Source organism: Micromonospora sp. NPDC007230 (assembly GCF_042869115.1).
GTDB lineage: Bacteria > Actinomycetota > Actinomycetes > Mycobacteriales > Micromonosporaceae > Micromonospora.
This window is the reverse complement of record NZ_JBIAFE010000011.1, coordinates 197183-220406: the sequence shown is the minus strand read 5'-3', so window position 1 is coordinate 220406 and position 23224 is coordinate 197183. Positions and strand designations below refer to the sequence as shown.

The window sequence follows — 23224 nt, the reverse complement described above, 5'->3', positions numbered from 1 at the left end:
GGACGGGGTACGACCGGCCACACCAGATCGTCGCCCAACCGACCGTCGGGCGCCGATATCCGACAGCCGGCCGAGCGCGCAGCGTCACCGCAAAGCGTGGTCATTCGAGGCGGAATGACCACGCGTCCGCGGAGCGTGCGAAGCCAGCGAGCCGGGGCGAGCTCGCCGTCAGATGCCCAGGTCGCGGGCGATGACCATGCGCTGCACCTCGCTGGTGCCCTCGCCGATCTCCAGGATCTTGGCGTCCCGCCAGAAGCGGGCCACCGGATACTCGTTCATGAAGCCGTAGCCGCCATGGATCTGGGTGGCCTCGCGGGCGTTGTCCACCGCGATGGTGCTGGCGTGCAGCTTGGCGATCGCGGCCTGGCGCTTGAACGGCTCACCGGCGAGCATCCGGGCGGCCGCGTCGTAGTACGCCAGCCGGGCGGTGTGCGCCTTCAGCTCCATGTCCGCGATCTTGAACTGGATCGCCTGGTAGTTGCCGATCGGCTGGCCGAAGGCGTGGCGCTCCTTCGCGTACTTGATCGACTCGTCGACGCAGCCCTGGGCGAGGCCGACGGCCAGCGCGGCGATGGCGATCCGGCCCTCGTCGAGGGTACGCAGGAACTGGGCGAAGCCCCGACCGCGCTGGCCGAGCAGGTTGGCTGCCGGGACCCGGCAGTCGTCGAAGGTCAGTTCATGGGTGTCCGAGGCGGTCCAGCCGACCTTGGAGTAGCCGGGGGCGACGGTGAAGCCGGGCGTACCCGACGGGACGATGATGCTGGACAGCTCCTTCGAGCCGTCCGGCTTCGTCCCGGTGACCGCGGTGACCGTGACCAGCGAGGTGATGTCGGTGCCCGAGTTGGTGATGAACGCCTTCGAGCCGTTGATCACCCACTCGTCGCCGTCCAGCACCGCCCGCGTCTGGGTGCCGCCGGCGTCCGATCCGGTGCCCGGCTCGGTCAACCCGAAGCCGGCGAGCGCCTCGCCGCTGAGCAGCTTCGGCAGCCACTGCGCCTTCTGCTCGTCCGTACCGAACCGGTAGATCGGCATCGCGCCGAGGGAGACCGCCGCCTCCAGGGTGATCGCCACGCTGGAGTCGACCCGGGCCAGCTCCTCCAGGGCCAGGCAGAGCGCGAAGTAGTCGCCGCCCATGCCGCCGTGCTCCTCGGGGAACGGCAGGCCGAACAGGCCCATCTTGCCCATCTGCCGAACGATCTCGTACGGGAAGGTGTGCTGCTCGTAGTGCTCCGCGATGGCCGGCGCCACCACCTCGCGGGCGAAGTCCCGCACGCTCTCCCGCAGCGCCTCTTGTTCCTCGCTGAGCCGGAAGTCCATCTGATCCTCCTGTGTGGATGGGCCGCCGGGCGCTCGTGACGCCGGGACGGGTCGTGCGGGGCCACGTGCGGAGGTGACCGCACACGGCGCGGGTGTCAGACCGGGGTGACGCCGTGGCGGCGCTTCGAGAAGTGCCGGTCCTTGCCGTGCGCGGCGGCGAACCGGCGGACCAGCTCGGCGCGCAACTCGTGCGGCTCGACGATGGCGTCCACGACCAGCTCGCTGGCGAGCCGGACGATGTCGATGTCCCGCTCGTACTCCTCGCGCTTCGCGCTGACGAAGGCGGCCCGCTCGGCCTCGTCCTCGATCGCGGCGATCTTGTTGGCGTAGACCGCGTTGACCGCGGCCTCCGCGCCCATCACCGCGATCTTGGCGGTGGGCAGCGCGATCGTCGCGTCCGGCTCGAAGCCGGGGCCGGCCATCGCGTAGAGCCCGGCGCCGTACGCCTTCCGGACGACCACGCAGATCTTGGGTACGGTCGCCTCGCTGATCGCGGTGATCATCTTGGCGCCGTGCCGGATGATGCCCTGCTTCTCCACGGCGCTGCCGACCATGAACCCGGGCACGTCGGAGAGGAACAGCAGCGGCACGTTGAACGCGTCGCAGAGCTGCACGAACCGGGTCGCCTTGTCGGCCGAGTCGACGAAGAGCACGCCGCCCTTGAACATCGAGTTGTTGCCGACCACGCCGACGACCTCGCCGTTCAGCCGGCCGAAGCCGATGGTCAGTTCCTTGGCCCAGAGCGCCTGGATCTCGAAGAAGCTGCCCTCGTCGAGCAGGCCCTTGACGTACCGGCGCATGTCGAACGCCTGCCGCTCGCTGGCCGGGACCAGCGCGGCCAGGTCGGCCTTCTCGGACGCTTCCACGGCGGGCGCCGTGGGCGGCTGCTGCGTCCAGTTGGCCGGCAGGTAGGACAGGTAGCGGCGGACCACGTCGAGCGCCTCGGCCTCGGTCTTGCAGAGGAAGTGCCCGACGCCGGACTCGGCGCAGTGCACCTTCGCCCCGCCCATCGCCTCCAGCGTGGTCTTCTCGCCGGTGACCATCTCGACCATCCGGTCGGAGCCGAGGTACATGCTGGCGTTGCCGTCCACCATGGCCACCACGTCACAGAACGCCGGGATGTACGCCCCGCCCGCCGCGCTCGGCCCGAAGAGGGCGCAGACCTGCGGGATTGAGCCGGAGGCGCGGACCTGGTTCCAGAAGATCTTCCCGGCGCCGCGCCGGCCGGGGAAGAGCTCGACCTGGTCGGTGATCCGGGCCCCGGCCGAGTCGACCAGATACACCATCGGCACGCCGGTGGAGTACGCCCGCTCGATGATCCGGATGATCTTCTCGACGGTACGCGCTCCCCAGCTGCCGGCCTTGACCGTGGAGTCGTTCGCCATCAGGCAGACCGGGCGGCCGTCGATGGTGGCGGTGCCGGTGACGACGCCGTCGGCGGGCAGCCCCTCCGCCAGCGCGTTGGCGTAGAGGCCGTCCTCGACGAATGAGCCCTCGTCGACCAGGAGCGCAACCCGCTCCCGGGCGAAGAGCTTGCCCTTGGCGGCGTTCGCCGCGTGGTACTTGTCCGCACCGCCGGCCTTGGCGCGCTTGCGCAGCTGCTCCAGAGCCTCACCGTCGAGCGTCACGCCGACTCCCTCGCCACCCGCGCCTCGTGAGCGCGCCCACCGACCTGAACGATCGTTAGGGTAGCGCACGCCGACCAGCTCCGGCGACCCAGCCCACACCAGCCACCCGCCCCGCCAGCAGCCGGCCGACCGCACCGCGCCGACGTGGTTGATCAAGGAGTTTGCGTCTGTCCGGCCGCCCGGATCCAGACGCAAACTCCTTGATCAACGCGTTGCTCAGGCGGGGAGGGGGGTCAGGCGGGTGCGGGGACCGGCGCGGAGGACGCCGGAGGGGAGCTTCTTGCCGACCAGTTCCTCGGCCAGCTCGGCGGCCTCGATCAGCGCGGCCAGGTCGATCCCGGTGTCGATGCCCATGTCGTGCAGCATGTGCACGGCCTCCTCGGTGGCCAGGTTGCCGCTGGCCCCCGGGGCGTACGGGCAGCCGCCGAGGCCGCCCACGCTGGCGTCGAACTCGGTGACGCCCAACTCCATCGCGGTCAGCAGGTTCGCCAGCGCGGTGCCCCGGGTGTTGTGGAAGTGCAGCAGCACGGGGATGTGGGCGTTGCGGTCACGTACCGCGGTGACCAGCTCGCGGACCCGCCGGGGCGTACCCATGCCGGTGGTATCGCCGAAGGCCACCCGGTCGGCGCCGTCGCGGACGACGCGGTCGACGATGCCGGCGACCCGCTGGGGGTCGACGTCCCCCTCGTACGGGCAGCCGAAGCTGGTCGCGATGATCACCTCGGCCCGGGCGCCCGCGCCGTGCAGCAGGTCGATCAGCTCGGCGATGTCGTCGAGGGACTCCGCCGTGGAGCGGTTGACGTTGCGCCGGTTGTGCGTGTCGCTGGCCGAGACCACCACCTCGATCTCGGTGAAGCCGGCGGCCAGGGCCCGCTGGGCGCCCCGCGTGTTCGGCACCAGAGCGGAGTAGCGCACCCCGTCGACCTTGGTGGCCCGCTGCCACACCTCGTCGGCGTCGGCCATCTGTGGGATCGCCCTGGGGTGCACGAAGGAGACGGCCTCGATCCGTTGCACTCCGGTACGCGACAGCGCGTCGAGCAGCCGCACCTTGGCGTCGGTGGGGATGGGCTCCTCGTTCTGGAGTCCGTCCCGGGGCCCGACCTCCCGGATGGAGACGAAGTCCGGCAGTTCCGCCATAAGGGGTCACCTCACTGTGACGGTCTTACGTGATGGGTGCCCTCCAGCATGTCACCCCAGCCGCCAGCCGGGGTTGATCAAGGAGTTTGCGGCAAAATCCCCGCCCGGGCTGACGCAAACTCCTTGGTCAACGAGAAGCGCCGGGGTCAGCGCATGCGGGAGACGATGCCGGTGTCGTAGTCGCCGGAGAGGAACTCCGGGTTCTCCAGCAGCTCGGCGAAGAAGGGGAGGTTGTTCTTCGGGCCGGCGATCTCGAACTGGGCCACCGCCGCCCTGGCCCGCGCGACGGCCTCCTCGCGCGTCGCCCCGCTGACGATCAGCTTGGCCATCAGGCTGTCGTAGAACGGGGTGACGGTGTTGCCGGCGACGTAGCCGGAGTCGACCCGGACACCCTCGCCGGCCGGCTCGTTCCAGGTAGTGATCGCGCCCGGGCCGGGAAGGAAGCGCTTCGGGTCCTCCGCGTTGATCCGCAGCTCGATGGCGTGCCCGCGCGGCGCGAGCGCGTCCGGGTCGAAGGTCGGGGCCAGGCCGGCGGCCACCCGCAACTGCTCCTCGACCAGGTCGACGCCGTAGACGTACTCGGTCACCGGGTGCTCGACCTGCAGCCGCGTGTTCATCTCCAGGAAGAAAAATTCTTCGGAGCCGTCACCATCGAAGTCCCGCTGGCGCGGGACCAACAGGCACTCGACCGTGCCGGCGTTGCGGTAGCCGACCGCCTCGCCGGCCCGCACGGCGGCGGCCAGGAACCGCTCGCGCAACTCGGCGGAGACCGCCGGGGACGGGGACTCCTCGACCAGCTTCTGGTTGCGCCGCTGCACCGAGCACTCGCGCTCGCCGAGGGCCACCACCCGGCCGTCGGCCAGGCCGAGGATCTGCACCTCGACGTGGCGTACCCGGGGGAAGTAGCGCTCGATCAGCACCGAGCCGTCCCCGAACATCCGCTCGGCGAACGAGCGGACCTTGTCGTACTCCGTGCGCAGCGCGGCCTCGTCGGTGGCCACGCCCATGCCCATGCCACCGCCGCCGGCTGCGGCCTTGACCATCACCGGGTAGCCGATCTCGGCGGCGGCGGCCACCGCCGCGGCCAGGTCGGCCGCCGGGTCGGTGGTGCCGGGCGCGACCGGCACCCCGGCCGCCGCCATCAGGTTCCGCGCATTGATCTTGTCGCCCATCGCGGTGATCGCGTCCGCGCCGGGTCCGACCCAGATCAGGCCGCTGGCCTCGACGGTACGGGCGAAGTCCGCGTTCTCGGAGAGGAAGCCGTAGCCGGGGTGGATCGCCTGGGCACCGGTCGACTTGGCGGCGGCGAGGATCGCCTCGACGTTCCGGTAGCTCTGCGCCGGATTGGCCGGGCCGACGCAGACCGCCTCGTCCGCCTCGGTCACGAACGGCAGGCCGGCGTCCGCCTCCGAGTGCACCGCGATCGCGCGGATCCCGAGCCGCTTGGCGGTACGGATGATCCGGCGGCCGATCTCGCCCCGATTGGCGACCAGCAGCGACTCAATCATGTTCTGCAAGGAAGGGCCCCTTCTTAACGCCTCGTGCATAGCCGGGGCCTCTTCTTAACACGCGTTAAGCCCAACGCGGCGTGTCAGGCGGGGTCGGTGGGGGCCAGGAGGGCGGCGAGGGTGGCGCCGCGCAGCAACTCGGCGCGGCGGCGGCGGTCCACCTCGCCGGCGAGGAACGGGGTGGAGTTCATCAGACCGAAGGCGGCGTGGGCGAGCACCCGCGCCTCACCGTCCGGCAGCCCCGGGTGCAGCGTGGTGAGCACGGTCACCCACTCCTCGACGTAGAGCCGCTGCAGCCGGCGGATCCGTCGGCGCGGCTCGTCGGGGAGTCGATCCAGTTCGTGCAGGTGCAGGGCGATCACCGCCGGGTTGGCCAGCGCGAAGTCCACGTGGAAGTCGATCAACGATTCCAGGGTCCCGCGCGGGTCGTCCGGGTGATGGGCGGCCCGCTCCCGGCCACCGGCGAGCAGCCCCTCGCTGACCGGGATCAGCGCGGCGGCGAGCATCGCCTCCTTGCCGGCGAAGTGGTGGTAGAGGGCCGGACCGGTGACCCCCGCAGCGGCGCCGATGTCGTCCATCGACACACCGTGATAGCCGCGGGAGGCGAAGAGGCCCACCGCGATCTCCAGGATCTCGTCCCGCCGGGACCGGCGTCGGCCCGCACCCGTCGCGCCGTTCGCCGCGCCCCGCGCCTGCTGTTCCACCGCCACCGGGCCAGCCTAGACCTCGGGGGCGGCGAGGTGGAGGCTCGGTTACCCGTCGGTTGCCTCACGTTTGCTTGACCCTCGACCCGCTTCAGGCCACAGGCTCCGGCGACATGACCGCTTCCGCCCTCGGCCGCGACTACCGGCTGCTCTGGTCCGCCGCCGTCTCCTCCCGGTTCGGCGACGCCCTGCGTACGCCGGCGCTGGCCCTGCTGGCCGCCACGCTCACCCGCGATCCCCGGGCCGTCGCCGCGGTGACCGTCGCCGCCCAACTCCCGCCGCTGCTCCTCGGCCTGCTCGGCGGCGCGTACGCGGACCGGTGGGACCGCCGCCGGACGATGGCGGTGGTGGACGGGCTGCGGGCCGCCGTGGTGGCCGCCCTGGCCGGACTGGTCGCCACCGGCCGGGCCGGCGTGGCCGCGCTGGTGGTCGCCGCCTTCCTGCTCGCCGCCCTGGGCACGGTCTTCGACGCGGCCTCCTTCGCGCTGCTCCCGTCGGTGGTCCCGCCGGCCGCGCTGCCCACCGCCAACGGCCGCCTCCAGGCCGGCACCGCGCTCGCCGGTGGGTTCCTCGGCGCCCCGCTGGCCGGGGTCCTCTTCGCGATCTCGGCAGCTCTCCCGTTCACCCTCGACGCGGTCACCTTCGGCGCGGCCGCCCTCCTCGTCCTCGCCCTGCGCCGCGTCCCGCCGTCCGGCGAGCACCGGCACCGCCCGGAGCCGGAACGGGCGAGCGTGTGGCGGGAGGCCTGGGCGGGGATGCGCTGGCTGCGGCGGGACCCGGTGCTGTGGCGGGTGACCGTGGCGACGGCGGGGTCGAACCTCGCGATCAGCGGAGTCATGGCGGTACTGGTGCTGTACGCGCTGACCGTGCTGCGGGTGCCGCCGGCGGCGTACGGGCTGTTCGCGGCGGGGGCGGTGGTCGGTGGCCTGGTCGGGGCGCTCGGCGCCGGCCGGCTGGCGGCCCGGTTCGGCACCCTGCCCGCGCTGCGCGGGGTGCTGCTGGCGCAGACCCTGGCCCTGGCCGGGTTCGCGGTCGCCCGGCACCCGGTGCCCGGCGGGCTGGCCCTGGCCTGCTTCGCCGCCGGCACCACCGTCTGGAACAGCCTGTGGTCGGCGTACGGGCAGCGGCACGTGCCGGCCGGGCTGCTCGGCCGGGTCGGCGCGGCGCAGCGGACGGTCGGTCTGGTCACCGCGCCGGTCGGCGCGGCCGTCGCCGGGTTCGCCGGTCAGGTCTGCGGGGTGGCTCCGGTCGGCTGGGCGGCCGCAGGAGTGTTCGCCCTGGTCACCGTCGGTGCGTGGCGGACGCTGCGGGAGGGGGTTTCGCGCGCCGAGCGCCGGACGGAGCCGGTGCCGCGTCCCTAGGCTGGACCGGACAGCGACAGGAGGACGGGGTGACGCAACCCGACGATGCCCGTACGCGGGACCGGCAGCGGATGCTGGCCGGCGTGCTGCTCGCCGGGGGCGGCCTCGCCGACGCCGTCTCCGGGATCACCGACCTGGACGACGACCCGTACGTGGTGATCACCAAGGAAGGGCTCTACCACCTCGACCTGACCGGCTGGCTGTGGGCGCACCTGGTGACCGGGGTGCTCATGGTGCTGGGCGGGGTGCTGCTCTTCTCCGGCCGCCGCTGGTCGATCTGGTTCGCCGCGGTGGTGGCGGTGGTGGGCATCGCCCTGCACGTGCTCCTGCTGCCCTTCCGGCCGATCTGGGCGCTGATGGTGATCGGGCTGGCGGTGGCGGCCCTCGTGCTGCTCAGGCGATGCCGGCGGCAGACGCCCAGCGAACCGGTCAGCTCGGCTGGCAGATTTCCTCGCTGAAAGCCGGGTCGGGCACGTGCTTGGCCCGCCAGACCGGGTTGAGCGAGAGCGGCAGCGGCGGAGCGTGCCAGGCAGCGGCGGCGTTCTGGAGCTCGCTGTAGCCACGCTGCGGCCGGCTGACCGGCTCGCCTTCGAGGAAGTGGACCAGGCGCGTCTGGACGACCGGCGTGGCCAGCAGGCCACCGTGCAGGGCCGGCATCTGGAAGACCGGAACGCGGCTGTACTGGCCGGGAGGCGCCTCGATCGCCGTGGTGGTCGGCAGGAACGCCACGATGCGTACGCCGGGCATCGGGCACATCAGGCCGTTGCGGTAGAAGGGGGCGTTGTCCAGCACCGACCGGATGAACGGCTCCTCCGGCCCGCTGCCCGTGTGGGCGAACGAGTCGAGGACGCCGAAGACGAACCGCAGCTCCCACCCGGCGGCGAGGCCCCAGCCGCTTGACGCCCCGGCGGGCGGGTAGTAGGAACGGCCGGCATTGATCAGCGGGCTGAACATGGCCAGCGTGTCCACGGCCGGGTGCGGCCGGACGGCCAGGTAGGTCCGGGCCACCAGAGCCCCCTCGCTCTGCCCCACCAGCGCCACCGGCCGTCCGGTCCGCCGGTGCAGCAGGTCCACCTGGGTGGCGAGCAGCCCCATGCTGGACTCGATCGACCGGTAGGTGTCCCGGGCGGAGTACGGCAGCGGACGGCCCTGCGGGTCCAGGCCCCGATAGGAGAACTGCTGCACGTTCGGGTCGACGGCCGGCTGCCCGCCGGACGTGCTGCCGTGGCCGTCGAGGAAGATCACCGCGTGCCGGACGCCGGCCGGCAGGGACCGGTCGAGCACCATGGCGCGGCCCTTCGGCGACGTCCCGGGCACGAGTTGCAACACGGGCTGCACCACCACCGGCACGGCGAAGACGAGCAGCACGGCCAGCGGCGCCACCGGCACCCGCGCCCACTTCACCGGGCGGCGCGGTAGCAGGGCGGCCCGCACCGTGCGCTGCCAGAGCAGCCCGTTGATCATCCCGGCGACCGCCGCCACCGGTGCCGACCACCCGGTCGGCGCCGCCCAGACCAGCGCCCCACTCATGGTGAGCACCACGAAGTTGAGCAGGGACCAGCCGACCAACTCGATCGAGGGCAGCCCACGCCACCAGGCGCCGCGCACGGCGGCGCGCTGCAGGAAGGGCGCGAGCAGGAACAGCGGCAGCAACGAGGCGAACAACAGCCAGGAGAGCGCGACCACCGAGGCGGCGATCGACAGGGCCGCCCAGGGCGATACCACCACGGTGATCACCACGGTGAGCACGAGGTTCCGCCGGACCAGCCAACCCAGGCCCGGCCAGGGCACCTGCCGGGGCCAGGCCAGCGCGACCAGCCCGGTGGTGAGCGAGGCCCGGAACACGATGAGCCCGGCGAGTCCGACGGCGAAGGTCAGCCACGAGTCGTGGTAGACGAACAGCCATCGCAGGTCGTGGTATGTGTCGTACGGCCAGACCGCGGTGACCTGCGGCGCCAGCCCGTCGGCGGCGCGGAACCCCGAGGCGTCGAGGATGACACCCTCGACGGCCGGCGGCACGGCGGCCAGCACGAGCAGCGCGACGAACCGCTTGTCCAGTCGGCCCACGCCCCCTCCTTGGCGATCCGACGGCTGCTTAGCAGCCTGCCCCGCCGCGCGCGGGCACGGCGGGGCAACGCCGGATTGCCGCCCGGAAGCGTCATCCCCGGGCCGGACGGGGCGGTCAGCCGGTGAGGCCGCCGGGCTGATCGCCCTTGACGACGGGGGCTCGGACCAGGTTGCCCCACTCGGTCCAGGACCCGTCGTAGTTGCGGACCTGCGGGTACCCGAGCAGGTGGTGCAGCACGAACCAGGTGTGGCTGGACCGCTCACCGATCCGGCAGTACGCGACCACGTCGTCGGCCGGGCTCAGCCCGAGCTGGTCGGCGTAGATGACGCGCAGTTCCTCGGCGGACTTGAAGGTGCCGTCGTCGTTCGCGGCGGATTTCCACGGCTTGTTCACCGCGCCGGGGATGTGCCCGCCGCGCAGCGCGCCCTCCTGCGGGTAGTCCGGCATGTGCAGCATCTCGCCGGTGTACTCGCCGGGCGAGCGGACGTCGACCAGCGGCCGGCCGGCGGCGATGTGCGCCATCACCTGCTCCCGGTACGCCCGGATCGGTGCGTCGTTCCGCTCCGGCACCGGATAGTCGGCGCGCGGCCGGGTGACCTTCTCCCGGGTCAGCTCGCGCCCCTCGGCGATCCACTTCTGCCGGCCGCCGTCGAGCAGCCGGACGTCCGGGTGGCCGAAGAGGGAGAACACCCAGAGGGCGTACGCGGCCCACCAGTTGAAGTTGTCGCCGTAGAAGATCACCGTGTCGTTCCGACCGATGCCCTTGGCGGCGCACAGCTCGGCGAAGCTCTTCGCGTCCAGGTAGTCCCGGGTCACCTGGTCGTTCAGCTCGGTGTGCCAGTCGACCTTGACGGCGCCCGGGAGGTGTCCCGTGTCGTAGAGGAGCACGTCCTCGTCGGACTCGACCACCACGAGGCCCTCGTCGCCCAGGTGCTCGGCCAGCCATTCCGTGGTGACCAGGCGCTGCGGGTCGGCGTACGACTGGAAGCGGGGATTCGGATCGCTCGGCACAGGCATGAGCCCCAAGGTACGCCCGATCGTCCGGGCACGACCGGCCATCGCGCATCGGGTACGACGGATGTGGCGGGTCGCACGACAGCGCGCACCGATGGTCAGGCGCGGCGATGCACGATGCGCCCGGCAACCACTGTGGCCAGGCAGGAGCCGCTGTCGGCGAACACGGCGAGATCGGCCCGACCGCCGGGGGCCAGCGCCGGCGGCCGGACGGCGTCGAGCACCGCGACGTCGTTGCGGGCGGCGGCGGCCCGCAGGCCCGGCTCGGCCACGTGCGCGGCGAGCACCGCGGCGGCGCCGCGGCGGAACAGGGCGTGCACCCGCTCGCGCGGGGTGGGGGCGGGCGGCAGCGGCCCGTCGTGCACCAGCGCCGGCCCGAGGGTCCCGGCCCACCGCCGCACCCGCACCCCGGGGTACGCCTCCGTCAGCTCGGCCAGCGGCGCGACCGCCTCGACCCGATCGCCGGACACCAGGACCGCGTGATCCGGCCGGGGCTCGTCGTCCAGGGTCAGCCGCAGCAGCGGCGCGGCGTGGATCGTCCGCACCGGTCAGTCGGGAATCGGCCCGAGCACGGGCCGCTTGGCGGTGACGAAGTCGCCGGAGGAGCGGCCGGTCAACCGGCGCTTGATCCACGGCGCCAGGTGTTGGCCGGCCCAGCGCAGGTCGGCGGCGCGGGCGGCGAGCCACGGGGTCGGCGCGGGGTGCGGCGGCACCAGCAGCCACTCCTCGTCGCAGCCCACCCCGAGGGCGGCGAGGACCTGCCCGGCGACCCGCCGGTGCCCGGCCGCCGACAGGTGCAGCCGGTCGGTGCTCCACAGCATCGGGTTCAGGTAGGTGTCGTCGGCGTACAGGTCGACCAGGATGGCGCCGTGCCGCTCGGCGACCTCGCCGACCACCCGGTTGAGCAGGTCCACCCGGGGCGCCACGAGCCGCTGCCCGGGGAGCCGGGCCATCACGTCGGCGAACCGGAACAGGACCACGTCGGCGCCGCTGCCCCGCAGCTCGCCGATCACGGCGTCGAAGCGGGGGACGAAGGACTCCGCGTCGAAGGACCGGCGCAGCACGTCGTTGCCGCCGGCCGCGAAGCTGATCAGGTCGGGCTGCATGGCCAGGGCGGCCGGCACCTGCTCGGCGACGATGTTCGGGAACAGGCGGCCCCGGATGGCCAGGTTGGCGTACCCGAAGTCCGGGCCGGCCTCGGCGGCGAGCCGGGTGGCGACGAGGTCCGCCCAGCCCCGGTACGTCCCGTCCGGATAAGCGTCGTCCATGCCCTCGGTGAAGCTGTCACCCACCGCCACGAAGCTGCGCCAGCGCACCTGTTGTCCCCCCGGCTACCGGAATTCCCATCGGTGTCGGCCATTCTGGCACCGGAGATGGTCGACGGGTGCTCCGGCCACGTGCGGACGTGGTGCTGCCCACGCTGCCGGTGAGTGCCACGGGGCAGAGAACCGGACGCTCGGGCGGAAATAATGGCGCGACCCCAGTCGGGGACGGCCCCTGAGTGGGCGGCGACCCGACGCGTCGGACACGAGCGAGGACGCACGCCATGACCGAGGGACCGCCTGCCGTTCCCCCGCCGGGACAGCCCGGACCGTACGCCCCACCGCCCGCCGGGCCACCCGCCCACCCGGCTCCGCCCGGCACACCCGGGCCGTACGGGCAGCTGCCCTACCCGCCACCGGGTGGGTACGCTCCGCCGCCGACACCACCGGCCCGGCGGTCCCGGCGCGGCCTGTGGATCGGGCTCGGCACGGGGGTGCTGGTCCTGGCCCTGTGCGCCACGGTCGGGGTGGTCGGGCTGGTGTCGTATCTCGACGAGCGGACCGACAGCTCTGCCGCGCTCGACGACACCAACCCGATCCGGCAGGCGAAGATCGAGTCCTTGCTGGCCGAGCACACCAGGGCGCTCACCAAGCGGGACGAGAAGGCGTTCGTCGCGCCGTTCGACCCGGCCGACAAGGACCTGATCGCCGCGCAGACCAGCCTCTACCGCAACCTCAGCAAGCTGCCGCTGGCCGACGTCCGCTTCGCGTACCTCCACAAGGGCGAGTTCCGACCGGTGGGCGGCGGGCACGAGGTCGACGTGACGGTGGCGTTCGTGCACCGGTTCGACGGCTTCGACCTCGGCCCGGTCGAGGAGTGGTACCAGTGGACGATCGCCCAGGCCGGCCAGGACGCGCCGCTGAAGGTCATCCGGGCCGGGGGCGTTCCGGAGGAGCGCAGGCGGGACGCGGTCACCCACTACCCGGCCCCCTGGGACAAGTGGCGGGACATCCACGTCGAGCGGACGCGGCACACGCTGCTGATCGTCGACGCGTCGCTGCGGGCGGAGGCGCAACGGTACGCCCCGATCGCCGAGCAGGCCGCGGCGGACGACCTGGCCGCCTGGCGGGCCGGCGGGGTGACCGGCGAGACGCCGCCGGGCTTCGTCATCTCCCTGGTCAAGGGGCGGTCCGAGTTGGGATCCCTCTATCGGACCACGAAGGAGGCCCCCACCGAGTCCGGGGTCGCGATCCCGGTGCCGCCGGAGGGTGTGCTCGACGGCGACGAGAACGACCCCGTCGTCGGGGCTACCCGGGTGGTGGTCGACGTCCGCGACGAATACCACTTCACGAGGGGAACCCGCGAGCGGCAGCTGAACCTGTTCCGGCATGAGATCGGGCACGCCCTGGTCGGCCGGCTCACCGGCCGCGCCCCCGGATCGTCGCTCGTGGGCGAGCGGGAGCGGTGGGTGGTCGAGGGGTTCGCGGAATACCTGGGCCATGGCCGGAAGCCCTGGCTGACCAGCGAGCGCACGGCCAGCTCGCGGGCGGTGATCCGCCAGACCGGCTACCCGTCCTCGCTGCCGGGAGGCCCGGCGTGGGACCTGAAGGGCCGGGTCGAGTACCACTACTGGTTGGGCCACTCGGCCATGGGCTACCTCGTCGAGCGGTACGGGGAGCAGAAGATGTTCCAGCTCGTGGCCGAGCACTACCGCGGCAGGCCGATCGACGCGGTGACCCGGGACGTCCTCGGCGTGTCGTCCGAGCAGTTCGAGAAGGGGTGGGCCGCCTACCTCAAGGCCGAGGTGCGCTGAACGGCGAGCGGGCCGCCCTGGTGGGGGCGGCCCGCTGTCCGGTCGGAGGTGCTCACGGTCGGGCCGTCAGTCGGGCCGCTTCCGGCTACCGCTACTCGTAGCAGTCCTGCCGGGCAAACTGCAGGGTGATGGATTGCACCTTGCCGTTCTGGACCACGATCCGATACCTCGCGTCCGGGTTGCCGGGCACCGGGACGAGCCCACGGCCCTCGTCGTGAGGAGGGGTCCCGTCAATCCCCCGCCAGCTCGGGTACGCCTGACGAACGCTCGCACGGGAGGAGCCGACGCCGATACCCTCGGCCGTCTTGACGCCCGTCGGCGCCTCGATCGTGGCGACGCCCAGGCGCGTTGACCACAAGACCACGGCCCCGTCGCCCGTCACCTCGGCACGGGCGGGACACGCCGGAAAGGCCTGCTGGTCGAGATTCCCGAAGTTGCTGATCATCCCCGTGGCCACCGCCTCCTTCTTCGACATGCCCAGCTTGAGGGCGCCGAGGCCGTCGGGTCCGAGCACCAAGGTCGGCCGGTCGGAGGGCGCCACGGAATTGGACGGCGTCGCCGTTGGGGAGCTGCCGGCGCTCGGGCTCGGAGCAGGCTCGCCTGACGGCGATGCGGGCACCGTCACCGACGGGGTGTCGGCGGGCACAGGGGCCAGGCCATCGTTGCGCGGCACCAGCGCGAAGGCGGTGCCGGTGGCGGCGCAAAGCATCACCACGGCGGCCGCCGAGGTGGCGATGGCCCGCTGGAGGCCGAGCCGGCGCGAGGTACGCAGGGCGCGGTCCCGCAGATCGACCGGGCTGACCTCCTCGGCCAGGCCGGCCAGGTCGAGTCGAAGGCGGTCGTGGTTCATCGGGCACTCCCTTCCAGGACGTACAGCTCGGCGAGTTCCGGGGCGACGGCGCGCAACTTGGCCAGGGCCTTCGAGGTCTGGCTCTTGACGGTGCCGACGGTGACGCCGAGCAGGTCGGCGGCCTCGGCCTCGGTGCGGTCCTCGAAGAACCGCAGGACCAGCACGGCCCGCTGCTTGGCGGAGAGCTTCGCCAGCGCGGCCCGGAGGGTGAGCCGGAGGGTGGCCTGGTGGGCGTGGTCGGGGGCCGAATCGCCTCCGCGCGGCTCGGGCAGGTCGCCCGGCATCGACTCGGCCACCCGGCGCCGCCGCCACCAGGAAACCTGCAGGTGGTACATGGTCTTGCGGGTGTACGCCTCGGCGTTGCCGCTGTCATGCAGCCGGCTCCACGAGCGGTGGGTGCGGGCCAGGGCGGACTGGACGAGGTCTTCCGCCAGGTGCTGGTCCCCGGTCAGCAGGTACGCCGACCGCAGTAGTGCGGGGGTGCGGGTTCGCACGAACGAGTCGAACTCACTCAGGAGAGGGTCCACACGAGCCGATCCTTGGGGTGAGGCGTTGCACCATCGTGACGCCTCCCCAGACGCCACTTTGAACAGGCACGGTTGCCATCGCGGGTGAAGAAACCTTGGCGTGGTGGCCGGAGCGCCTGGCGTGATCGGGAAGACGACGTTGCCCCGAAAGGTGGAGGTGCCGGGCGAAAGGCCAACAAATTTCCGCCGAGCTCCCACTCTTATAAAGCGCCTGAATGCGGCCGGACGCCGAGCAGCCGGAGGAGTGCACGCCCCATGAGTCAGGAAACCAGGACCGAGCAGGCTGGACGCACTGGTGGCAACCAGTCAGCCCGCCAGAACAAGCTCACCAACGAAGACGGCAAGATCATGATTGCCGAGAACGTCGTACAGAAGGTCGCCGGGATGGCGTGCCGGGAGGTGGCCGGCGTCCATGCCATGGGCAACGCCGGCACCCGCGCGTTCACGGCCATCCGGGAGCGCATTCCGGGCAGCAGCGGGCCGAACGTGTCCCAGGGGGTCGGCGTCGAGGTCGGCGAGACCGAGGCCGCGGTCGACCTCGACGTCATCGTCGAGTACGGGGTCAGCATCGCCGATCTGGGCCGGAACATCCAGCGCAACGTGAAGACGGCCGTCGAGCGGATGACCGGCCTGAACGTCGTCGAGGTCAACATCAGCGTCGACGACGTGCACCTGCCCGAGGCCGATGGCCAACGGCAGGGTCAACAGCAGCAGCCGCGGGTGTCATGACCGCCACGCCTGACCGGCGTGACGCGATGGTCGACGGCGTCGACGTGGATGCCGTGGCGGCCGCGGCCTGCTCCTGCCCGGATGTGGTTGGCCTTACCGCGGGTTGGGTGGGGGGCCGGGCCACCTACCTGCCCGGTCGTCGGGTCGAGGGGGTGGCCGTCGACGCCGACGCCGTGGTGGTCCAGGTCCGGAGCCGGTGGGGGGTCACCGCCGGAACGCTGGCCCGCCAGGTCCGGGCGGCGGTGGCACCGCTGTCGGCCGGTCGTCGGGTCGACGTGGTTGTCGCAGATCTGGAGGACCCGCCGGCCGAGGCGGACGGGAGCCGCGGTGGGGGTACGAACCTCGTCGGTCCGTGACCTGTACACACCGGTGAGGATCCGCCTGCCCGCCTGTCGCGCCCGTGCGATCCGCCGGACGGCGCTCATCGCTTCACAGTCGATACAGCATGATTTGAGGAGACGACCGCATGACCAAGTTGACAGGGTCCGTCGTCGGCCTGGCGTTGGGTTTCGCCCTGGCATTCGGCAGCTTCGGTCAGATGCTGATCGTCGCGCTGTTCGCGGCGATCGGCTACGGGGTGTCGAAGTTCTTCGCCGGCGAGGTCGACCTCGGCGCGTACGTCCAGGGCCGGCGGACCAGCCGGTGACCGCGGTGACCGACGCCCCGGCCGGCGGGTCGGCACCGGCACACGGTGATCTGGGCTGGCTGCACATCCACGACCGGGTGGTGGAGAAGATCGCCGCGCAGGCGGCACGGGAGGTCGCCGAGGCGGGCAGCGCGCGGCCGCGCGTGCTCGGGCGGTCCCTGCCCGGCGTGGGTCGCTTCGGCATCCGCCGTGCCGACCAGGGCGCTGCCCCGACGGCGTCCGCGGCCATCGAGGGATCGGTGACCCGCATCGAGTTGTCCATCAGCGTCCGCTGGCCGGCATCCATCCCGGAGGTCACCGCCCGGGTCCGCGACCGCGTCCGGGCCCGCGTGTCGGACCTGACCGGGCTGCGGGTCCAGGAGGTGGGGATCACCGTCACCGACCTGGTCACCGACCGGACCCCCGCCAGCCGGGTGCACTGAATCGGGGCCCCGGTGAGAATCACCAACCGTCTGCTCGCGTTCCTGTTGAGCCTGGCGCTGACCCTCGGCGCCGTACTCGTGTTGATCGAGATCGTCGCCTACGCGGTCGGGGCGAAGGCGATTGTGCTGAACTGGCCCGGCCTCTACCGCTGGGCGTCCGGCACCACCTGGGGCAGCGGGATCGTACGGCTGGTCGGTGTGGGCCTCGCCGTCATCGGGCTGCTGCTGCTCGCCGCGCAGCTCAAACCCCGCCGGCCCCACCGGCTGCGCCTGCAGCCCATCGATCCCGCCACCGACGCCGCCATCACCCGGCGCGGCCTGGCCCGGACGCTGCGGGACGCGGCCATCGAGGTGGAGGGCGTCCACGACGCCCACGTCACGGTCGGCCGGCACCTCGTGCGCGTTCACGCCGAGGTGCTCGACGGGGCGGCACCCACCGGGGACTACCTGAACGGCGCGGTGGCCTCGGCCGCCCAGCACCGCCTCGACGCCCTGCGCCTGGACCCGGCACCGACCCTGTCCGTGCGGATCAGCAAGGAGGAGCTGCAGTGATTCGCGCCGATCGCCTCAACCGGATCGTGCTCACCCTGCTCGCGTTGGTGCTGCTCGCCGCCGGTGTCGCGATCCTCCTCGCCGGTGCCGACGTGTACGGCCGGGGCTTCAGCCGGCGGCACCTGCTCGACAACCCGGCCACGCGCTTCGTCGGTGCCCACGGCGGCTGGTTCTGGCCGGTGGCGGGCGTGGCAGCCGCGATCGTCGCGTTGCTCGGCCTGCGCTGGCTCGCCGCCGTCGTCACCACCGAACCCAGCCAGCGGCGCATCAACATCAGCACCAATGGCGACAGCGGACGGACGGTCCTCGACTCCGGTGCGCTCGCCGACGCCGTGAAAGCGGAGGTCGAGGACTGCCCGGGCGTGGACGAGGTCGACACCAGGCTCTCGGGGAGCCCGTACACTCCCCGCCTCGCGCTGACCGTCACGGCCGATCCCGACGCCGACATCGCCGCGCTGCGCGAGCGGCTCGAAGCCCTCGTGCTGCCCCGCATCCGCTACGCCCTCGGCAGACCCGACCTGCCCGTCACCCTCGATCTCACCCAACGCACCCGCCGACGCACTCGAGTGGGCCTCGCATGACCTGAGAGCCGGTGGGCCGCGCCTAAGAGTTTGGCGACGCGGGTGGCTCGACCAGCGGTCTCCGGTACGGACCCCAGGCGACGAACCGCTCGAAGAGTTCGCGTGGGGTCGGGCCGTCCTGCGGGTTGAGCCGGAACAGGTCGTGGGTGGCCTCGTGATAGAGCCCGGACAGGTAGATGGCCAGGTCCACGGGGTGGTCGTCGTACTCGGCGCGGAGCAGCAGGCGGGCCTGGGCGCAGGGCCACGGCTGCCCGCAGGCCCGGCACAACCACAGTGGGCGGATCGGCAGGTGCGGCGGATGGCCGGGCGGGTAGGCGCGAGGCCGATCGGGGTACGGCCCAAGGCGCGGCACCGGAAGCATGCGGTCCCGCCATTTGCCGGTCACCAGTGACCACCGTTGGCCCGCCACTCCTGGGCCCGGGTCAGCCGGCCGGGGCTGCCCGGCCGCATGGTCGGGATGACCCGGGTCGGCTCGCGCATCCAGTCCGGCAGGTTGGCGCCTTTCACCCGGCGGGGCAGCGCCGGCAGGGGCACGGTGTCTCGGCACCGGAACCAGCGGAGCGGGTTGGGCATTCCGACCTCCTCTTTCGGTACGGGGCGGGGCCGCCCCGGCATCGGGGGGATCCAAGGGCGGCCCCGCAGCGGGCCGGACGGGAGACGGCTCGCCGCGTGACAGTCTGCTGAGGACGGCACTACGCTCGGAAGCCGTCGAGGCCGGTCCGGGCAGGGTCAGGTCGGCTGTCGCGAATGGACGGAAGCACCGCAGAGGTCGCCGGGAAATCGTGGAGGACGCGTGGAGAGTGCACCGACCGCAGAGCTGATCCGGGCACAACTCCGGCGGCTGCGGTTGAAGGCCGAGCTGAGCCAGGAGGAGTTCGGGAAGCTTGTGCACTTCTCGGGTTCGCAGGTGTCCGCCGTCGAGCTGGGGCAACGGCCGCTCGACCGGTTCTTCCTCAAGCGCGCTGACGAGGTGCTGGACACCGGCGGCCTGTTGCTGGCGCTGCTCAAAATGGCCGAACGGGACGGACAACCGAGCTGGCTACGGCCCTGGCTCGACGCCGAGCGCGATGCCCAGCAGCTCTGGTGTTACCACCCGACACTCATTCCCGGTCTGCTGCAGACGGAGAACTACGCACGCGTGGTGATCCGGGCCGACGACATGCTGAGCGACGACGAGGTGGAGCGGCGGGTGGCTGTCCGCCTCGATCGGCAGGCCGTGCTCAGCCGGCCGCAGCCGCCCAAGCTCGTGGCGGTGATCGAGGAGGCCGCGCTCCGCCGAGCCGACGAGAGCTTCCGGGGGCTGATGACGCAGCAGATCGCCCACCTGATCCAGTGCACCGAGCGGCCGCACATCAGCGTGCACCTCATCCCGTCGGACGTCAGCACGCACGTGGGACTCGCCGGCCCGTTCACCCTGGCGCGGGGTGACGACGGCGGATGGGTCGCGCACCTGGAAAACCAGCTCGGCGGCACGACGGTCGACAAGGACGAGGACGTGGCTATCGTGGTCGGGAGATGGGAGAGCGTCCGCAGCGAGGCGCTGCCTCGCCGGCAGTCGATCGAGCTGATGAAGGAAGTGATGACGTCATGGAGCTGATCGGCGCTACCTGGCGCAAGGCCAGCCGCAGCGGCAACGGTGAGTGCGTCGAGGTGGCCGACAACGTGCCCGGCGTCGTCGGCGTACGCGACAGCAAGGACCCTGCCGGCCCGGTCCTCGCCTTCGACCCCCGGACCTGGCACGCCTTCGTCGAACACGTCAAGCGCTCCTGATCCGACAACGACTCTCCACTCCGCCAACGAGACTTGACGACGCAGACGATCAAGGCCGGGCGACTCCGGACCGGGCGACCGCGGTAGCGCTTGAATCGTCTACGCCATCAAGTTCGTAGTGTCTGACCAGCGGTGGCTGTCCCGGCCGGAGAATGGCGGCCAGGGCCAGGCGGGCCCGGCACAAGTCCACCGGCTTCGTCAGCGCGTGGCCGTGATCAGCACGCTGTGTTTGCGTACCCGAAAACTGCCCTCGGCGTTGATGCGGGCCTGGATGAGGTCGCGGGCGGCGGACCGCTGCTCCGCAGGGAGCGGCTCCCCGGCCATGCTGTCCAGATAGGCGAGGATGGGCTCGGCGGTGGGAATGTCAAGGTCGCACGGGTAACGCTCGACGGTGATGTCGGTGAACCCGTCGGCCAGGTACCCCGGTGCGGTCTCGGCGGTGATGTCGTTCTGCGCGGCGCCGAGCGCCAGCTCGGGGCGGCCGATGGCCGGGCCGATGGCGTTGAGTTCGTCGAGGTGGTCGCTGCCGTTGACGGCGACGGCAAGCCAGCCGCCGGCGCGCAGCACCCGGGCGAACTCGCGCAGCGCGGCGGCCGGGTCGTCCAGGTGGTAGAGCATGTGGTTGGCGATCACGGTGTCGAAGCTCCCCTCGGGGAACGGCAGGTCGGCGGCGTCGCACTGCTGGACGTGGGCGCCCGGAACGCTCCGCAAGTGCTCACACATCGCGGGCGAGAAGTCGGCCAGGGTCAGCCGGAGCCCCCGGCCGAGGTGGTCGACGTGGGTCCACAGCTTGCCGGTGCCGGCACCGACTTCGAGCACGTCGCCCGCCAACGGTAGCCGTTCCTCGAGCCAGTCGAACCAGCTCTGCGGGTTGGTGCCGTAGGCGTGCAGCGCGATCCGGGCGGTGAGATTGCCGCTCGTCGTCGCGTACTGGTTGATGGCATGGACTGACGGAGTCACAGGCATGGGCCGGATCGTAGGCGTCATCCGTGCCGGCATGGGGTCACCCCCGGCGAGGCGACATGATGTGCCGGTGAGTGAACGGCAGGACGCAGGGACGGCGGCGGAGGATCGCGCCGGGGATCACGCCGGCTTGCCGGCGGACCAGCGGATCGAGGCGGTCGCGCGGCTGTGGGAAGCACACCTGCGGGCACCGTTTCCGCCCCGGCTACGCGGCCTGGACATCGCCGGCGTCGAGGTGATCCTGCTCGACGCCGACATCGCCGGCTGCGTCAGCGTCTGGCTCGACAACAACGGCCAGCTCGACGATTGGCGGCGCACAGCCGTGGCGTCCTGCCTACGCCAACTCGATCTCGTCCAGCCACTGCTCGCCGGCCAGGAGGCCGAGTACTACCGCCGGCTCCGTGACCTGGCCGAACTCATCGCCTGACCCACTCCAGATACGCGATGTCGCGGTATTCCGGTCGGTCGGATACCGCCACAACGGCGACCCGGAGTCGATCAAGCAACGCGTCCGGAATAGGATCGCCGGTTCGGCCGGCCCGCCGTACGCTGCGGCAATGCTGCTGCGCATGTCGACCTTGCTGCTCCGGACCCTGCGCGAGGACCCGGCCGACGCCGAGGTGCCGAGCCACCGCCTCCTGCTCCGCGCCGGCTACGTGCGCCGCGCCGCCCCGGGCGGGTACACCTGGCTGCCGCTGGGCAAGCTGGTGCTGGACCGGGTCACCGAGATCGTCCGGGCGGAGATGGCGGCGATCGGCGACCAGGAGGTGCACTTCCCGGCGCTGCTGCCGGCCGAGCCCTACCGGACCAGCGGAAGGTGGACAGAGTACGGCGACGACATCTTCACCCTCGCCGACCGGAAGGGCGCCGAGCACCTGCTCGCCCCGACCCACGAGGAGATGGCCGCGCTGCTGGTGAAGGACCTCTTCACCTCGTACCGCGATTTGCCGGTGACGCTGTTCCAGATCCAGACGAAGTTCCGGGACGAGGCCCGGCCCCGGGCGGGGCTGCTGCGCGGGCGCGAGTTCCTGATGAAGGACGCGTACTCGTTCGACCTGGACGAAGCCGGGCTGCAGAAAGCCTACGAGCGGCATCGGGCTGCCTACGAGAAAATCTTCAACCGACTCGGGCTGGACTTCACGGTCGTGCACGCGATGTCCGAGGCGATGGGCGGCTCGGCGTCGGAGGAGTTCCTGGCCGCTACCCCGGTCGGGGAGGACACCTTCGTCGGCTGCACCGCCTGCGACAACGCGGCCAACACGGAGGCGGTTGCGACCCGCGCGCCGGCCGCCGGTGATCCCGATGCGCACCCGGTGATGGAGGTGCACGACACCCCGGAGACGCCGACCATCGCCGCGCTGGTCGAGCTGGCCAACGCCCGGGCCCTCGGCGGCCGGACGGACTGGACCGCCGCCGACACGTTGAAGAACGTGGTGCTGACCGTCCGCCGGCCGGGCGCCGAGCAGGCTGAGCTGCTGGTGATCGGGCTGCCCGGGGACCGCGAGGTGGATCTCAAGCGGGTGGCGGCGGTGCTCGCCCCGGCCACGGTGGCGGTCTTCGAGGACTGGGCGGACCATCCCGAGCTGGTCCGCGGCTACCTCGGGCCGCAGATCCTCGCCAAGCACGGCGTCCGCTACCTGGTCGATCCCCGCGTGGTCGCCGGCACCGCCTGGCTGACCGGGGCGAACGAGCCGGGCCGGCACGCGGTGGACGTGGTGTGCGGGCGCGACTTCGTCCCGGACGGCACGATCGAGGCCGCCGAGGTGCGGCCCGGTGACCCCTGCCCGGCCTGCGTGACCGGCGAGCTGACCATGCGGCGGGGCATCGAGGTGGGGCACATCTTCCAGCTCGGCCGCCGCTACACCGACGCCTTCGCCGTCGACGTGCTCGGCCCGGAGGGCAAGCCGGTCCGGCCCACCATGGGCTGCTACGGCATCGGTGTCTCGCGGGCGGTCGCGGCGGTCGCCGAGCAGCACCACGACGAGCGGGGGCTGGTCTGGCCGGCGGCGATCGCGCCGTGCGACGTACACCTGGTGGCGGCGGGGAAGGGGCCGCAGCTCGACGCGGCGCTGGACCTCGGCGGGCGGCTCTCCGCCGCCGGCCTGCGGGTGCTGGTCGACGACCGCACGCACGTCTCGGCCGGGGTCAAGTTCACCGACGCCGAGCTGGTCGGCATCCCGCGCGCCGTGGTGGTCGGCCGCCGGCTCGCCGACGGGTACGTCGAGCTGCGCGACCGGTCCTCCGGCGAGCGGATGGAACTGCCGGTGGACGGTCTGGTCGAGCGCCTGCTCGACGAGGTGCCCGGGACGCGCCGCGACCGGGTGTAGCGGACGCGCCACCGGGTACCGCTCCCGGATCGAGTGTTTCGGAG

The 23224-nt window shown here is 72.2% G+C and carries 27 protein-coding genes; 13 read left to right on the top strand and 14 right to left on the bottom strand.

Going from position 1 to position 23224, the window contains the following annotated elements; genetic code table 11:
- Window positions 1-168: 168 nt before the first annotated feature.
- The 5 genes from ACFYML_RS18170 to ACFYML_RS18150 all read right to left on the bottom strand — a co-directional run bounded on the left by ACFYML_RS18170 (window position 169) and on the right by ACFYML_RS18150 (window position 6300).
- On the bottom strand, window positions 169-1317 hold the full coding sequence (locus tag ACFYML_RS18170; RefSeq protein ID WP_387421690.1) for an acyl-CoA dehydrogenase family protein: 1149 nt from the start codon (window positions 1315-1317) through the stop codon (window positions 169-171).
- A 95-nt stretch (window positions 1318-1412) separates the two neighbouring features.
- Window positions 1413-2945 (bottom strand): acyl-CoA carboxylase subunit beta, encoded by a 1533-nt coding sequence (locus tag ACFYML_RS18165; RefSeq protein WP_387421689.1) that lies wholly within the window; start codon window positions 2943-2945, stop codon window positions 1413-1415.
- 216 nt (window positions 2946-3161) lie between these two features.
- Window positions 3162-4082: a hydroxymethylglutaryl-CoA lyase gene (locus ACFYML_RS18160; RefSeq protein ID WP_387421688.1), complete on the bottom strand. Its 921-nt coding sequence runs from the start codon at window positions 4080-4082 to the stop codon at window positions 3162-3164.
- 146 nt (window positions 4083-4228) lie between these two features.
- On the bottom strand, window positions 4229-5590 hold the full coding sequence (locus tag ACFYML_RS18155) for an acetyl/propionyl/methylcrotonyl-CoA carboxylase subunit alpha (RefSeq protein ID WP_387421731.1): 1362 nt from the start codon (window positions 5588-5590) through the stop codon (window positions 4229-4231).
- Window positions 5591-5673: 83 nt separating this feature from the next.
- Window positions 5674-6300, bottom strand: coding sequence for a TetR/AcrR family transcriptional regulator (locus tag ACFYML_RS18150; protein ID WP_387421686.1), 627 nt, complete (start codon window positions 6298-6300; stop codon window positions 5674-5676).
- Between the two features lie 107 nt (window positions 6301-6407).
- Between ACFYML_RS18150 and ACFYML_RS18145 the strand changes: the two genes are divergently transcribed.
- Entirely contained in the window at window positions 6408-7655 is a 1248-nt protein-coding gene (locus ACFYML_RS18145; protein WP_387421685.1) for an MFS transporter, read from the top strand.
- A 29-nt stretch (window positions 7656-7684) separates the two neighbouring features.
- Window positions 7685-8113, top strand: a complete 429-nt coding sequence (locus tag ACFYML_RS18140; protein ID WP_387421684.1) for a hypothetical protein — start codon at window positions 7685-7687, stop codon at window positions 8111-8113.
- Here ACFYML_RS18140 and ACFYML_RS18135 read toward each other — a convergent pair.
- The 4 genes from ACFYML_RS18135 to ACFYML_RS18120 form a co-directional block, all read right to left on the bottom strand.
- On the bottom strand, window positions 8085-9722 hold the full coding sequence (locus ACFYML_RS18135; protein WP_387421683.1) for a hypothetical protein: 1638 nt from the start codon (window positions 9720-9722) through the stop codon (window positions 8085-8087). The two genes, ACFYML_RS18140 and ACFYML_RS18135, sit on opposite strands and share 29 nt — an antisense overlap.
- Before the next feature lie 115 nt (window positions 9723-9837).
- Window positions 9838-10740 (bottom strand): sulfurtransferase, encoded by a 903-nt coding sequence (locus ACFYML_RS18130; RefSeq protein ID WP_357434467.1) that lies wholly within the window; start codon window positions 10738-10740, stop codon window positions 9838-9840.
- Window positions 10741-10835: 95 nt separating this feature from the next.
- Window positions 10836-11282 carry a hypothetical protein gene (locus tag ACFYML_RS18125; RefSeq protein WP_387421682.1) on the bottom strand — a complete coding sequence of 149 codons (447 nt, stop codon included), beginning with the start codon at window positions 11280-11282 and terminating at the stop codon, window positions 10836-10838.
- A gap of 3 nt (window positions 11283-11285) precedes the next feature.
- Window positions 11286-12053: an SGNH/GDSL hydrolase family protein gene (locus tag ACFYML_RS18120; RefSeq protein WP_387421681.1), complete on the bottom strand. Its 768-nt coding sequence runs from the start codon at window positions 12051-12053 to the stop codon at window positions 11286-11288.
- A 230-nt stretch (window positions 12054-12283) separates the two neighbouring features.
- Between ACFYML_RS18120 and ACFYML_RS18115 the strand changes: the two genes are divergently transcribed.
- Window positions 12284-13813, top strand: a complete 1530-nt coding sequence (locus tag ACFYML_RS18115; protein ID WP_387421680.1) for a hypothetical protein — start codon at window positions 12284-12286, stop codon at window positions 13811-13813.
- Window positions 13814-13904: 91 nt separating this feature from the next.
- Here the strand turns inward: ACFYML_RS18115 and ACFYML_RS18110 are convergent, their stop codons facing one another.
- On the bottom strand, window positions 13905-14663 hold the full coding sequence (locus tag ACFYML_RS18110; protein ID WP_387421679.1) for a hypothetical protein: 759 nt from the start codon (window positions 14661-14663) through the stop codon (window positions 13905-13907).
- Window positions 14660-15190 carry a SigE family RNA polymerase sigma factor gene (locus tag ACFYML_RS18105; RefSeq protein ID WP_387421678.1) on the bottom strand — a complete coding sequence of 177 codons (531 nt, stop codon included), beginning with the start codon at window positions 15188-15190 and terminating at the stop codon, window positions 14660-14662. The genes ACFYML_RS18110 and ACFYML_RS18105 overlap by 4 nt, the downstream gene beginning before the upstream one ends.
- Before the next feature lie 255 nt (window positions 15191-15445).
- Here ACFYML_RS18105 and ACFYML_RS18100 point away from each other — a divergent pair, with 255 nt between their 5' ends.
- The 6 genes from ACFYML_RS18100 (at window position 15446) to amaP (ending at window position 18120) form a co-directional block, all read left to right on the top strand.
- Window positions 15446-15919 carry an Asp23/Gls24 family envelope stress response protein gene (locus ACFYML_RS18100; RefSeq protein WP_387421677.1) on the top strand — a complete coding sequence of 158 codons (474 nt, stop codon included), beginning with the start codon at window positions 15446-15448 and terminating at the stop codon, window positions 15917-15919.
- Complete coding sequence (locus ACFYML_RS18095) at window positions 15916-16275, top strand: hypothetical protein (protein ID WP_387421676.1); 360 nt, start codon at window positions 15916-15918, stop codon at window positions 16273-16275. The genes ACFYML_RS18100 and ACFYML_RS18095 overlap by 4 nt, the downstream gene beginning before the upstream one ends.
- Window positions 16276-16385: 110 nt before the next feature.
- Complete coding sequence (locus ACFYML_RS18090) at window positions 16386-16565, top strand: hypothetical protein (RefSeq protein WP_357434458.1); 180 nt, start codon at window positions 16386-16388, stop codon at window positions 16563-16565.
- A complete protein-coding gene (locus ACFYML_RS18085; RefSeq protein ID WP_387421675.1) occupies window positions 16562-16987 on the top strand; it encodes an Asp23/Gls24 family envelope stress response protein in 426 nt (141 codons plus the stop codon). The genes ACFYML_RS18090 and ACFYML_RS18085 overlap by 4 nt, the downstream gene beginning before the upstream one ends.
- 12 nt (window positions 16988-16999) lie before the next feature.
- Window positions 17000-17539 (top strand): DUF6286 domain-containing protein, encoded by a 540-nt coding sequence (locus ACFYML_RS18080; protein WP_387421673.1) that lies wholly within the window; start codon window positions 17000-17002, stop codon window positions 17537-17539.
- A complete protein-coding gene (amaP, locus tag ACFYML_RS18075) occupies window positions 17536-18120 on the top strand; it encodes an alkaline shock response membrane anchor protein AmaP (RefSeq protein WP_387421672.1) in 585 nt (194 codons plus the stop codon). Before ACFYML_RS18080 ends, amaP begins: the two co-directional genes overlap by 4 nt.
- A gap of 22 nt (window positions 18121-18142) precedes the next feature.
- Here amaP and ACFYML_RS18070 read toward each other — a convergent pair whose 3' ends face one another.
- The gene (locus ACFYML_RS18070; protein WP_387421730.1) at window positions 18143-18481 is read right to left on the bottom strand and encodes a hypothetical protein; all 339 of its coding nucleotides are present in this window, start codon (window positions 18479-18481) and stop codon (window positions 18143-18145) included.
- Window positions 18482-18501: 20 nt separating this feature from the next.
- Window positions 18502-18693: a hypothetical protein gene (locus ACFYML_RS18065; RefSeq protein ID WP_387421671.1), complete on the bottom strand. Its 192-nt coding sequence runs from the start codon at window positions 18691-18693 to the stop codon at window positions 18502-18504.
- 220 nt (window positions 18694-18913) lie between these two features.
- On the opposite strand from ACFYML_RS18065, the gene ACFYML_RS18060 reads away from it, so the two are divergent.
- The gene (locus ACFYML_RS18060) at window positions 18914-19717 is read left to right on the top strand and encodes a helix-turn-helix domain-containing protein (RefSeq protein WP_387421670.1); all 804 of its coding nucleotides are present in this window, start codon (window positions 18914-18916) and stop codon (window positions 19715-19717) included.
- Window positions 19708-19890: a DUF397 domain-containing protein gene (locus ACFYML_RS18055; protein WP_387421669.1), complete on the top strand. Its 183-nt coding sequence runs from the start codon at window positions 19708-19710 to the stop codon at window positions 19888-19890. The genes ACFYML_RS18060 and ACFYML_RS18055 overlap by 10 nt, the downstream gene beginning before the upstream one ends.
- Window positions 19891-20088: 198 nt before the next feature.
- Here the strand turns inward: ACFYML_RS18055 and ACFYML_RS18050 are convergent, their stop codons facing one another.
- Complete coding sequence (locus tag ACFYML_RS18050; protein ID WP_387421668.1) at window positions 20089-20856, bottom strand: methyltransferase domain-containing protein; 768 nt, start codon at window positions 20854-20856, stop codon at window positions 20089-20091.
- A 67-nt stretch (window positions 20857-20923) separates the two neighbouring features.
- Between ACFYML_RS18050 and ACFYML_RS18045 the strand changes: the two genes are divergently transcribed.
- Together ACFYML_RS18045 and ACFYML_RS18040 are read left to right on the top strand one after the other, a co-directional pair.
- Window positions 20924-21280 (top strand): hypothetical protein, encoded by a 357-nt coding sequence (locus ACFYML_RS18045; protein ID WP_387421667.1) that lies wholly within the window; start codon window positions 20924-20926, stop codon window positions 21278-21280.
- 130 nt (window positions 21281-21410) lie between these two features.
- Window positions 21411-23180, top strand: a complete 1770-nt coding sequence (locus ACFYML_RS18040) for a proline--tRNA ligase (protein ID WP_387421666.1) — start codon at window positions 21411-21413, stop codon at window positions 23178-23180.
- Window positions 23181-23224: the final 44 nt, after the last annotated feature.